This window comes from Ruminococcus sp. CAG:57 (assembly GCF_000435935.1).
Classification (GTDB): Bacteria; Bacillota; Clostridia; order Oscillospirales; family Ruminococcaceae; genus Hominimerdicola; species Hominimerdicola aceti.
The window spans coordinates 28047-39432 of record NZ_FR890726.1 but is presented as its reverse complement, the minus strand read 5'-3'; the positions used below and the strand labels follow the sequence as shown (position 1 = coordinate 39432).

General features: G+C 44.3%; 14 protein-coding genes and 1 other annotated feature. Of the genes, 6 read left to right on the top strand and 8 right to left on the bottom strand.

All coding sequences use genetic code 11. The features are described 5' to 3' along the window. Positions 1–23 precede the first annotated feature (23 nt). Both QVO88_RS06170 and rpsT read right to left on the bottom strand, forming a co-directional pair. A complete protein-coding gene (locus QVO88_RS06170) occupies positions 24–869 on the bottom strand; it encodes a glycosyltransferase (RefSeq protein ID WP_022287632.1) in 846 nt (281 codons plus the stop codon). A gap of 154 nt (positions 870–1023) precedes the next feature. Then, positions 1024–1275: a 30S ribosomal protein S20 gene (rpsT, locus tag QVO88_RS06165; RefSeq protein ID WP_022287631.1), complete on the bottom strand. Its 252-nt coding sequence runs from the start codon at positions 1273–1275 to the stop codon at positions 1024–1026. A gap of 221 nt (positions 1276–1496) precedes the next feature. On the opposite strand from rpsT, the gene gpr reads away from it, so the two are divergent. The 5 genes from gpr (at position 1497) to ybaK (ending at position 6282) form a co-directional block, all read left to right on the top strand. Next, positions 1497–2366 carry a GPR endopeptidase gene (gene gpr, locus QVO88_RS06160; protein WP_022287630.1) on the top strand — a complete coding sequence of 290 codons (870 nt, stop codon included), beginning with the start codon at positions 1497–1499 and terminating at the stop codon, positions 2364–2366. Between the two features lie 321 nt (positions 2367–2687). Next, positions 2688–4103, top strand: a complete 1416-nt coding sequence (locus QVO88_RS06155; RefSeq protein WP_022287629.1) for an ABC transporter substrate-binding protein — start codon at positions 2688–2690, stop codon at positions 4101–4103. Positions 4104–4317: 214 nt separating this feature from the next. Continuing rightward, a complete protein-coding gene (locus QVO88_RS06150) occupies positions 4318–4947 on the top strand; it encodes an AAA family ATPase (RefSeq protein WP_022287628.1) in 630 nt (209 codons plus the stop codon). 214 nt (positions 4948–5161) lie between these two features. Beyond that, a complete protein-coding gene (locus QVO88_RS06145; protein ID WP_022287627.1) occupies positions 5162–5764 on the top strand; it encodes an AAA family ATPase in 603 nt (200 codons plus the stop codon). 29 nt (positions 5765–5793) lie between these two features. After that, complete coding sequence (gene ybaK, locus QVO88_RS06140) at positions 5794–6282, top strand: Cys-tRNA(Pro) deacylase (RefSeq protein ID WP_022287626.1); 489 nt, start codon at positions 5794–5796, stop codon at positions 6280–6282. Between the two features lie 29 nt (positions 6283–6311). Here the strand turns inward: ybaK and QVO88_RS06135 are convergent, their stop codons facing one another. From QVO88_RS06135 to QVO88_RS06115, 5 genes are all read right to left on the bottom strand, one after another. Next, the gene (locus QVO88_RS06135; protein ID WP_022287625.1) at positions 6312–7550 is read right to left on the bottom strand and encodes a chloride channel protein; all 1239 of its coding nucleotides are present in this window, start codon (positions 7548–7550) and stop codon (positions 6312–6314) included. Between the two features lie 166 nt (positions 7551–7716). Further along, positions 7717–8091 carry a RidA family protein gene (locus QVO88_RS06130; protein WP_022287624.1) on the bottom strand — a complete coding sequence of 125 codons (375 nt, stop codon included), beginning with the start codon at positions 8089–8091 and terminating at the stop codon, positions 7717–7719. A gap of 23 nt (positions 8092–8114) precedes the next feature. Then, positions 8115–9317, bottom strand: coding sequence for a threonine ammonia-lyase (ilvA, locus tag QVO88_RS06125; RefSeq protein ID WP_022287623.1), 1203 nt, complete (start codon positions 9315–9317; stop codon positions 8115–8117). A 46-nt stretch (positions 9318–9363) separates the two neighbouring features. Beyond that, positions 9364–9588 (bottom strand) — a binding site (T-box leader). A 260-nt stretch (positions 9589–9848) separates the two neighbouring features. Beyond that, on the bottom strand, positions 9849–10154 hold the full coding sequence (locus QVO88_RS06120; RefSeq protein ID WP_022287622.1) for a hypothetical protein: 306 nt from the start codon (positions 10152–10154) through the stop codon (positions 9849–9851). A gap of 14 nt (positions 10155–10168) precedes the next feature. After that, entirely contained in the window at positions 10169–10408 is a 240-nt protein-coding gene (locus QVO88_RS06115; protein ID WP_022287621.1) for a hypothetical protein, read from the bottom strand. Positions 10409–10439: 31 nt separating this feature from the next. Here QVO88_RS06115 and QVO88_RS06110 point away from each other — a divergent pair, with 31 nt between their 5' ends. Then, the gene (locus QVO88_RS06110; protein ID WP_288177827.1) at positions 10440–11192 is read left to right on the top strand and encodes a DUF421 domain-containing protein; all 753 of its coding nucleotides are present in this window, start codon (positions 10440–10442) and stop codon (positions 11190–11192) included. Here QVO88_RS06110 and QVO88_RS06105 read toward each other — a convergent pair. Beyond that, positions 11180–11386 (bottom strand): Maf family protein (locus tag QVO88_RS06105; RefSeq protein WP_288177826.1); only part of this gene is annotated, 207 nt, incomplete at its 5' end. The genes QVO88_RS06110 and QVO88_RS06105 overlap by 13 nt on opposite strands.

The following is an 11386-nucleotide window of genomic DNA, read 5'->3' as shown; positions in this document are numbered from 1 at the left end:
ATATTTTCATATATAAAAAAATATTATTTTCTGAGAAACGTTCTGTATACCCAACGGGTGAATTTTCTGGGAAAAATAAATAAACCAAGCTGCAGAGCGCATGGCATGAAAAAGTCACGAAAGCCTGTATACCCTGAACGGTGTATTATCCACCTCACACGAATGAAAGCCTTTGTATGCTCCCAGCTTTTGCGTGTATCCACAGTATTTTCATCTATGCGGTAGCGCACAAGCACCTCGGGTATATTCTGCCCCTTTGCACCATGCTGTAACATTCGTGCGATAAACTCATAGTCCTCGCACATTTTAAGGTCACTGTAACCGCCTATCTTTTCCGCAAAGGACTTGCGAAAAGCCACAGACTGCCTGTTGAAAGGGTTGCGTCGTTTGGAATATGAAGCGATATCCTTATGCATGACAGGCACTTTTTTCACCGAAACTACCTCGTCAGTGTCAGTGTCGAACTCCTCCACATATGTGCCGATGATATCAAGCTTAGGCTTCACCGCAAAAAGGGTCATCTGCTTCAAGCAGCGGTTAGGGAGAGATATATCGTCGCTGTCCATTTTCACGATATAATCGCATTTACACGCCTTTATGCCCTCGTTGTAAGCCTTTCCAACGCCCACGTTCTCGTCTATCTGAACGATATGGAAAATATGCTTGAACTCGTCCTGAAAAGACTTCACGATAATATTAAGCTCGCAGGTGAGCTTGCCATCGCACACAAGCACGAAGTCAGAGGGAGGATATGACTGCATGAGCATAGACTCAAGACTCTCGTTAAGGTTCTCAGGAAGCTCACGGTCATACACCGACATAAGCACACTGTATTCAGGCAGCGTATATTTTCCAACACGATACGTCATAAAATCCCTCCCCTGCATTATTATCAACTCAATTATACTATAACAGCTCCAAAAAGTCAACTACGACCAACAAAGTATACTATTTATATAGTACAGACCAACACACAAAAAAGACCGCCCCATTCGGAACGGTCTTGTAAGCTACTTTGAAAAATTAGCCAAGCTTCTTAGCAAGCTGTGATACCTTTCTTGCAGCAGCATTCTTATGCATAATGCCCTTTGTGCAAGCCATATCTACCTTCTTGATAGCAGCTCTTACTACTTCTTCCTTGTTTTCTGCATTCTCAGCTACAGCAGCGTCAGCCTTCTTGAGTGCAGTTTTAAGATCAGACTTTACAGCCTTGTTTCTCATTGTCTTAGTGTTGATAACCTTGACTCTCTTCTTAGCGGATTTAATGTTTGGCATACCGACACCTCCCTCATTCTGTATAAATTTGCACTTATTTGCACAAGCTATCCGCAGACTGAGAGGAAATGCGGAAAGCCCTTTAAACAAGCCTTGTAAAATATTTTACCACATTTCAAAAGAAATTGCAAGGGGGTTTACTGAAAAAAATATAGAAATTTTGCGGTCTAAATTGTAGGAACACACAAAAACTTACACGATATCACAGAAAGGTGAATAAAATGAGCATTAGAACGGATATGGCGGCGGAAAGCTTTTCTCAGGCAGGCGGTGCGGAAAAGCTTCAGGGAGTGAAAGTCAAAAACAAGGTTATTGAAAACGCTAGGCTTGAGGTAACGGACATCACCATAGAAACACAGGAAGCCGCCGAAAAGCTTGGCAGACCTGTTGGCAGATACATCACCCTTACCGCCACAGATTCAACATTCGATATGTACAGCGACAGTTTTCGTGAGCGTGCAGAAGTCATAGCAAAAGCCATAGGGGAGCTTTGCGGTGGTTGTGAACGTTTTTTGGCGGTAGGGCTTGGGAACTATGCCCTGACTTCCGACGCTGTTGGCCCTCTTACTGCTGAAAAGATCTTCGCTACCCGCCACATAAAAAGCCTTGCAAAAGAGATTGATACTGACGATCTGGGCGAGGTCACAGTGATACAGACAGGAGTGCTTGGAAACACGGGAATAGAATCCTCCGAGCAGGTAAAAGCTATCGCAGAGCGTGTAAGACCGCAGGCTGTCATTGCCGTTGACGCACTGGCTTGCAGCGAACTTTCAAATCTTGGCAGGACAATACAGCTTTGCGACACTGGCATTTCTCCGGGGAGCGGAGTCGAAAACGCACGAAAAGAGCTTTCGTTTTCGACCCTCGGGGTAAAGTGCATTGCCATAGGTGTGCCAACGGTCATAGACCTTTGCACTGCCGCACAGCACATTTTCGGTCAGACCGCACCTGAAAGCTCCGAAAACATCATGGTCGCTCCGAAAACTGCCGACAAACTTTCGGAAAACTGCGCAAAGCTCATTGCAATGGGCATAAACCGTGCCGTTCACCCTGCCCTGTCGCAAGAGGACATTCAAACTCTCACCTGCTGACAAAAGACAGGTGATACAGTAATGTAAAACCTGTATACAACAATTGTAAACTTTTTATTAATATGTATGAGTGAAATTGCGAAAACGTTTTCTGAAAACGAATACTCACACAAATTCAACACACCTTTGTCATAATCAACAAAAACGCTTGAGCTTTATATTGCAAAATGCTGATTGACTAAATTTAAACTTTTTGTTATCATTAGTAAGGACGAAAAATAAGCGTTATGGCAAGCGTTGTCGGGTAACAATGCTTGTCGATCGTAACAGATGAACGTTTTGGGTAAGGAACATTCGTCTATTATCAAGGAGGTTACTATAATGAAAATGGCAAAGAGAATTTTCGCTGCTGCTTGTGCGCTTTCACTGGCTTGCAGCATGGCTGCTTGCGGCAGCTCATCAAGTGACAGCTCATCTTCCAAGAAGGAAGCTAAGGCTATGACAGATGATCAGAAGGAGCAGGTAAATGCACTTCAGGATAAGCTCCCTGACATCGAGCTTTCAAACAAGACTATCAAGTGGATGGCTCACTATGACATCAACCCTAGTGATGGTAAGTCAGAATCACCTGCTATCTCACTTTTCCAGACTAAGTACGGTGGAAAGATCGAGTACGTTCAGACAACTTGGGATAACAGATATACTGATCTTGCTAAGGCAGTTATGGCTAACGACTCACCTGACTTCTTCCCTGTTGACGACATGGACGCATTCCCTAAGGGTGCTATCAAGGCCATGTTCGAGCCTATCGACGATGTAGTTGATTTCAGCTCAGACATCTGGTCATCATCACAGACACTTAACGATTCATTCGTATTCAACGGCAAGCACTATGTAGCTGCTATCGACGTAAGACCACAGTATGTTTGTGCATACAACACAAAGACAATATCAGACTTTGGCTATGACGATCCTGCTGAGCTTTATGCTAATGACGAGTGGACATGGAGCAAGTTCACAGAGATGTGCCTTGACTTTGCAGACTCTGAAGCTGACAGATATGCTCTTGATGGTTACTGGTACGGCAAGGCTCTTAACGATACTTGCGGTTATCCACTTATCGGTCTTGAGGACGGCAAGCTTGTAAACAACATGGGCAAGGCTGAAGTTGGCACAGTTCAGGATCTTATGTACAACCTTGAGAAGAACAACGTTGTATTCGACAGATCAAGCAACAACTGGAAGACAAGAGGTGACGGAGCTAACGGTGAAGGTCTTGGTTCACAGCTCACACTGTTCATTCCTATCGGCACATGGGCTCTCGAGGATACTCCTGAAAAGACTAAGACATTCGGAAGCGTCAAGGACGGCGAGGTTATGTTCGTTCCAATGCCAAGAATGGACGATTCTGACAAGTACTATGTATCTACAGGCGTAAACGGCTATCTTCTCTGCAAGAACGCTCCAAACCCAGACGGCTTCAATGCGTTCGTAAACTGCTGCAAGGTTGCAAACTCTGAGGTACAGAACATCACAGAAGAACAGCTCAAGAACGACTACGGCTGGACAGACGATATGATCGAGATGCGTAAGACAATTTACGATCTGGCTAGACAGAATCCTGTATTTGACTTCCAGGACGGCGTATCTGCTGAGCTTTCAACACTTATGCAGACAGTAAACCAGGCTACAATGGTAACAGGCGGCGGAGCTACTACATGGACAGAGTGCGTTGCTGAGAACCAGAAGGCTGTTGATTACATCATCAAGGAAGCAAACGCTAACGTTGCTGAATAATTCAGTATTTTCAAGCGGGACGTTCATTCGTCCCGCTTTTTTATTGCCTTTGTATTTGTCACGAATTTGTTAAATATATTTGTACGCAAAATGCACAATATAAAATACATAAATTTGTGCAAGAATTTTACGGATTTTTATGTACAAATCACAAAAAATATGCTATAATAAATGTACGTTAAAAAGAATATATCAAAGAAGGGAGATATGTTTTATGAGATCGATTATTACTATCAGCCGTGAATTTGGCAGCGGAGGACGTGAAATAGGCAAGAAGCTTGCTGATGATCTGGGCATACCTTTCTATGATAAAGAGCTTTTGGAAATGGCTTCAAAAGAGAGCGGTATATGTCAGGAGCTTTTTGTTAAGAACGATGAGTCCTATACTAACAGCTTTCTTTTCTCACTGGTCATGGGTAATTACCCTGTAAGTGCAGACGGCAGGATCAATCCTGATATGCCGCTGAATCACAAGATATTCTTGGCTCAGTTTGAAACTATCAAGAACATTGCAAAGAAGGGTCCTTGTGTTATTGTAGGACGTTGTGCTGACTATGTTCTGAAAAATGAGCCTAATATTATCGACTTCTTCATTTCCGGCAACACTGCCGAAAAGAAAAAGCGTATCCTTGAGAGATACGATATCGAAAAAAACAAAGCTGAGGACTTTATCCGCAAGACTGATAAGCGGAGAGCTTCATACTATAATTATTACACCGACATGAAATGGGGCGAAGCAAAGAACTATGACCTTTGTATCAACTCGTCCAAAACAGGCGTTGACGGTGCTATCAAGCTTATGAAGGCTTATATCGAAATAAAAGAAGCCAACGCTGATAAATAGGAATTTTTCGTTTTAATTCATTTTACTTTCCTTACTACGAAAGAGGGCTGACCATAGGGTCGGTCCTTTTCCGTTTTATGAGGAGTTTTATTACTCCAGCTTAAACAAAGTGTAACCAATATGTTATTGACAATAACAAGCAAATATATTATACTGTATAAAAGGGCAGAAGTCCGTCAAAAAAATAAAAAAAATGCAAAAGGAGAAACAGAAAATGGCTGAAATAAAAGTTATCACTATCGGCAGACATTATTGCGCAGGCGGTTCGACTATCGGTAAGCTTGTGGCTGAAAAGCTTGGTATCCCATGCTATGACAGAGAGATAATCGACATGGCGGCACAAAAAAGCGGCATTGCAATGAGCGAGATACAAAAATACGAGGAAGCCGCTCTGAGCATTCTCAAAACACCAATAAATCTGTTTTCAAAGGAGAAAGAGTATCCTATAACAGAGAAGATATTCGCCGCTGAAACAGAGGTAATAATGGAGCTTGTTTCAAAGGGAAACTGCGTTATCGTGGGCAGATGTGCAGATTTTATACTGAAAAACAAAGTCAAGACGCTGAATGTCTTCATTAATGCAAGCTTTGAGAAGCGTCAGGAGTGCGCAATTGAGAAGCACAACATCTCCGAGGACGAGGTGGAAGCAAGGCTCAAAAAGTATGACAAAAAACGTGCCGACTATTACAACTCCAACACCAACAAAAAGTGGGGAGATATTTCAAGCTATGATATGTGCCTTGACAGCGGCAGGCTTGGCTACGAAATGTGCGCCGAGATAATTGCTGACACTGTGAAGCTTTCAAGGGAGAAATAGGGGCAATATTTTATTGGGAGCGATAAAAAATGTCAAAGGATAAGGAAGTCAAGACCAACGCCATGCGTATTCTTGACAGAAATAAGGTAAAATACAAGGTCAACACATATGAGTGCGACGAATTTATCGACGGCATACACATTGCAGATATGCTCGGTCAGCCGTATGAAAGCTCGTTCAAGACCCTTGTGACAGTGGGTAAAAGCGGAAATTACTATGTTTTCGCTATCCCTATCGCAGAGGAGCTTGACATGAAAAAGGCGGCAAAGTCTGTGGGCGAAAAGTCGGTCGAGATGCTCCATGTGAAGGATATAAACTCTGTTACGGGCTACATTCGTGGTGGCTGTACACCCCTTGGCATGAAAAAACAGTACATGACGGTAGTTGACAGCTCTGCGGAGCAGTTTGAGGAGATAATCATAAGCGGCGGACGTATCGGGTCGCAGATAATGCTTTCTCCGAAAGACCTTATCAAGGTCACAAGGGGTAAATTCGAGAGCATAACAATGAGTGAATAAACAAAAAAAGAGAGCCGCTTGGCTCTCTTTTATTTTGCATTTATGTTGATATATTCGGGCTTTGTCTTTGAGTACATTATTTTCTGGCTGGAATAAAGTCCGTAATAGCCCGAAAGCATATAGCTTACTCCGCAGGCAACCGCAAAAAGCACAAGCCCACTTCCACCGAAAAGCTCATAGCTGAGAAGTATGGAAGCCACAGGGCAGTTCACAACGCCACAGAAAAGTGCCACAAGACCTATAGCCGCACCGAATGATGGGTCAAGCCCCAAAAAGCCTGCGGCTGTACAGCCGAAAGTTGCTCCGATAAAGAAGGTCGGGACTATCTCACCGCCCTTGAAGCCTGTATTTATAGTTATGGCGGTGAAAAGCATTTTCAGGGCAAAGGCTTCTGGGTGCGCCTTACCTTTCTCTAAAGCCGCCACGATAACGTCTACGCCTGCTCCGTTGTAATCCCTTGTACCTACAAGCAAAGTCAATGCAATGATCACAACGCCACCTACAGCTATCCTGAGATAGGTGTTAGGCAGATACATCTGAAATCTTGAATGTGAAAACTCCATTACCATGCAAAGGAGTATGGATATCACCGCACAAAGAGCCGCAAGCGCCGCTATCTGGGTCACAGACACAAGGGAAAGCCTTGGTATGCCTGTTATGTTGAACTTTGTTGGCGCAAGCCCTGCCAACAGCGATATTTTATATGCGATAAGAGAGGAAGCTATGCAAGGCACAAGACCCACATAGTATATAACGCCCACGCTTATTACTTCCATAGCGAAAAAAGTCGCAGTCAAAGGCGTGCCGAAAAGTGCGGCAAACACCGCGCTCATTCCGCACATTATCACAAGGCTGGAGTCTTTTTCGTCAAGCTTTAAAAGCTCGCCTGCCTTTGCGCCAATGCTTCCGCCAAGTTGCAAAGCCGCACCCTCACGTCCTGCCGAACCGCCCGTAAGGTGGGTGAGTACGGTGCCTAGAAAGATGAGAGGCGCCATAAGCAGCGGCACTTTGATGTTTCCACGAACAGAGCTTATGATAAGATTTGTACCGGTCTCCTCGTTCACCTTGCAGACACGATAGCTGAAAATGATAAACAGACCTGCCAACGGCATAAGATACAATGTCCAGCTATGACCCTCACGGAAGCCTGTGGCAAAGTTTACCGCCATATGGAACAGCGAGCCGACTACTCCCCCTATTACACCCACTGCGCAGGCGATAAAGACCCACTTTGCAAAGGCTATGGAGAATTTTTTCACCGTCCGCATTTTGCTTTTTATAAACTCACTGCTTATTTTCCTCACCCCTTTTTACAGAAAAACAACGGGCGACATATGCCGCCCGAAATACTTGAAATACAGCTCCACAATAATGTGACGTCGCATTTCTGTGAAACAGAAATTCAGCCGTTCCACTACAAGATAATATGCTAAATTATACCTCAGCGATTACCTCTACCTCAACGAGAACGTCCTTTGGAAGCTCTTTTGCGGCAACGCATGAACGTGCAGGCTTTGATGTGAAATACTCGCCGTAAACTCCGTTAAATGCACCGAAATCTGACATATTCTTAAGGAAGCAAACTGTCTTTACAGCCTTGCCGATAGATGTTCCTGCGGCTTCAAGAACGTTTGTGAGGTTCTTGCAAACCTGATGTGTCTGCTCCTCGATAGTTGTTGCCTCAACGTTGCCTGTTGCAGGATTGATTGCTATCTGACCTGATGTGAAAACAAGGTTTCCTACCTTCATTGCCTGTGAATATGGACCGATTGCATCCGGTGCGTTCTTTGTGTAAACAACTTCTGCCATTTTTATCTACTCCTGTCTTAAAATTACTTATTGACTATCTTAAAGCCTGCGGCTGTAAGAGCCTGTCTTATCTCTCTGATATGATCAAAGTTTCTTGTTTCAAGAACAAGTCTGAGCAGGCAATCTGTGATATCGCTGTCCTCGCTTGCTCTCTCGTGGTGAACAGAAACAACGTTTCCGCCAAGCTTTGAAATTATCTCTGAAACATCTCTAAGCTGACCAGGTCTGTCCTCAAGCTGGATAGTAAGAGTATCAGATCTGCCTGACTTGAGCAGACCTCTCTTGATAACTCTTGAAAGTATAGTTACGTCTATATTTCCGCCTGAAACAAGACATACAACCTTTTTGCCCTTGATGTCAGGTATCTTATTAAACATTACTGCGGCAACAGGTGTTGCGCCTGCGCCCTCTGAAACGAGCTTTTGCTTCTCGATAAGGTGGAGGATAGCTGATGATATCTCGTCGTCTGAAACTGTAACAACGCCGTCAACATACTTGCTGCAATACTCGAAGGTATGCTCGCCAGGCTCTTTTACCTTGATTCCGTCTGCGATAGTGTGAACGCTTTCAAGGCACTCTATCTTGCCGTCTTTAAGTGAATTTACCATTGAAGGTGCGCCTTCGGCCTGAACGCCGTATACTCTAACGCTTGGCTTGAGCTGTTTTACAGTGAATGCAACACCTGAGATAAGTCCGCCGCCGCCGACCGGAACAACGATAACGTCTGCGTCAGCCACCTGACTTAGTATCTCCAGACCGATAGTTCCCTGACCTGCGATAACATTCTCGTCATCGAACGGGTGAATAAATGTATAGCCGTTAGCGTCACGAAGCTCGATAGCCTTTGCGTAAGCGTCATCATAAACGCCAGGCACAAGACATACCTCAGCGCCATAGCCCTTGGTTGCCTCTACCTTTGAGATAGGTGCGCCGTCAGGAAGACAGATGATAGACTTTATACCGTTCTTTGTTGCGGCGAGAGCAACGCCCTGTGCGTGGTTTCCTGCTGAGCAGGCGATAACGCCGTGTGACTTTTCCTCGTCTGAAAGCTGTGATATCTTATAATAAGCTCCTCTTACCTTGAAAGAACCTGTTACCTGAAGATTTTCTGTTTTCAGATAAACGTCACAATCAGGGTTTACCTTTGGCGCATGGATACACGCTGTTGGTCTGATGACCTCTTTAAGCACGTTTGAAGCGTCAAAAACCTTATCCAATGTAAGCATAAAAAACAACCTCTTTTTTCTATGTAATAAAAAAAGCCCTCGCCTGACTAGAGGCGAAGACATAATATCTCCGTGTTACCACTCTGATTGCAGACCATAAGCCTGCCACTCATATCTCTTTCTAACGGTGAGAGACCGTATCCGCTTAACACATCTGCTTAGGCGGATCAGCTCAGAGATGATCCTGACGGCGTTATCCCTGCGGACTTTCACCAAACGTCCGCTCTCTGCGAAGTATTCGCACCGTCACCTTTCTCGTCACAGCCTTTATGATATTCAATACAATCATTATATCACCATAAATATGAATTGTCAACAGCAATAAAATGAATTTTTCTCTAAGACATTATACAAAAAATAAAAACCCACACGCTCGTGCAGGTTTTTATTCATTAAGGAAGTATAGAAAAAATATATGAAGAAAACAATCATGAAGTCTTTTTAACTGTCGGTCTTTCCCTTCCGACTGTAATAATATTACCACTGCAATGTGATAGAATTATGTGCAAAGAGAGTGCATTTGCAAAAATATCACCTTTTGTTTGCGTAATGCACAACGATATGACGAAGCTTCCCTGTGGTCATATCCCTGCCCTTTATATCCGCTCCGTTGTGGCTCATAAGCTCAGCGCAGACTATGCCGTCGGTACTGCACCTGAAAACCTCGTGTCCGTCACACACCACCACAAGCTTTTCACTATCAACAGATATTCCGCCTGTTCTTCCGATAACATTTTCCTCTGCGCCCTCACGCTCAACCACATAGGAAACTCGTTTCCCATGATAGCGTTCAAGCTCTTTCAAGGGCGTACCTTTATTTTTTCTGAAAAGTCCCATTTTACGCTCCTGTATCAATTATCTGCTATATTATTATCATTTCCTGCACAAAGCTGCCTTGCGGAGGCGATAACGTCAAGCGACTCGCCCACCGACTGCAAAAAGGCTGACAGCAGCCCAAGCTGGTCAACGCTCAAACCCTCGCCAAGATAATTTGCAAATGCCGCAGCCATTATATTAAGCTGCTGACCGCAGCACGATCCCCTGTTTTCCACTGATACCGCCCTTTCCTGCTCACAACGTTTCTCTGTCATAATATGCGTCAGAAGAATAATACGTTCGCATATGCAGATAATAAGGGCATATTCTGAAAGGGGTCAAACGCCTATGAACATCACTCACACCATACTTGCCACAGTTGGCTCTATAATCGTTATGTTCGCCATATCAAAGCTTCTTGGCAACAAGCAGATATCACAGCTCACGCTTTTTGACTACATCAACGGCATCACCATAGGCTCTATCGCCTCTGAAATGGCTGTTTCACAGGAAATGGACGAGCTTATCGTGCCTGTTATCGCAATGGTGCTTTACGGACTGACAGGCTTTCTGTTGTCTGTGCTTACGATGAAGTCTATCCACTGCCGACATTTTCTTTCGGGCAAGCCTATCCTGCTTATTGAAAAAGGCAAAATATATCCCGAAAATCTTAAGACCGCCAAGCTTGATGTGAACGATCTGCTTTCAAGGGCGAGAACGTCAGGCTATTTCGACATCTCAAAGATATACTACGCTATTCTGGAAACCAACGGCACTATCTCTTTCATGGAACGTGCCACAGAAGCACCTCTCACTCCAAAAGACTTAGGATATGAGAAGCAGGACGAAAAGCTTTGCACCGACCTTATCCTTGACGGCGTTATTATGGAGGACAACCTGAAATACGCAGGCAAGGAGATAAAATGGCTCACCAACGAAATAAAAAAGCAAGGCTGTTCATCACCTGACAAGGTCTTTCTCTGCATAGTTGACGGAAACGACAAGGTGACAGTGTTCCCGAAAACTCAGGAGAGCAACAAGAAGATCTACTTCGACTGAACCTTCTTCAAAAACTCGTGGAGTTCCTCTGCAAGCCTGCTCACAGGCAGACCAACAACGTTATAAAAGTCCCCGTCTATCTTTTCCACAAGAAGTGCTCCAAGCCCTTGTATGCCGTAAGCCCCCGCCTTATCCATAGGCTCGCCGCTTTTCACATAGGCTTTTATCTCCTGGTCGGAAAGCTCTCTGAAAGA

Coding starts and splice junctions, on each gene's coding strand:
- QVO88_RS06170 (WP_022287632.1), bottom strand. CDS start 869: ATGACGTATCGTGTTGGAAAATATACGCTGCCTGAATACAGTGTGCTT.
- rpsT (WP_022287631.1), bottom strand. CDS start 1,275: ATGCCAAACATTAAATCCGCTAAGAAGAGAGTCAAGGTTATCAACACT.
- gpr (WP_022287630.1), top strand. CDS start 1,497: ATGAGCATTAGAACGGATATGGCGGCGGAAAGCTTTTCTCAGGCAGGC.
- QVO88_RS06155 (WP_022287629.1), top strand. CDS start 2,688: ATGAAAATGGCAAAGAGAATTTTCGCTGCTGCTTGTGCGCTTTCACTG.
- QVO88_RS06150 (WP_022287628.1), top strand. CDS start 4,318: ATGAGATCGATTATTACTATCAGCCGTGAATTTGGCAGCGGAGGACGT.
- QVO88_RS06145 (WP_022287627.1), top strand. CDS start 5,162: ATGGCTGAAATAAAAGTTATCACTATCGGCAGACATTATTGCGCAGGC.
- ybaK (WP_022287626.1), top strand. CDS start 5,794: ATGTCAAAGGATAAGGAAGTCAAGACCAACGCCATGCGTATTCTTGAC.
- QVO88_RS06135 (WP_022287625.1), bottom strand. CDS start 7,550: ATGCGGACGGTGAAAAAATTCTCCATAGCCTTTGCAAAGTGGGTCTTT.
- QVO88_RS06130 (WP_022287624.1), bottom strand. CDS start 8,091: ATGGCAGAAGTTGTTTACACAAAGAACGCACCGGATGCAATCGGTCCA.
- ilvA (WP_022287623.1), bottom strand. CDS start 9,317: ATGCTTACATTGGATAAGGTTTTTGACGCTTCAAACGTGCTTAAAGAG.
- QVO88_RS06120 (WP_022287622.1), bottom strand. CDS start 10,154: ATGGGACTTTTCAGAAAAAATAAAGGTACGCCCTTGAAAGAGCTTGAA.
- QVO88_RS06115 (WP_022287621.1), bottom strand. CDS start 10,408: ATGACAGAGAAACGTTGTGAGCAGGAAAGGGCGGTATCAGTGGAAAAC.
- QVO88_RS06110 (WP_288177827.1), top strand. CDS start 10,440: ATGCAGATAATAAGGGCATATTCTGAAAGGGGTCAAACGCCTATGAAC.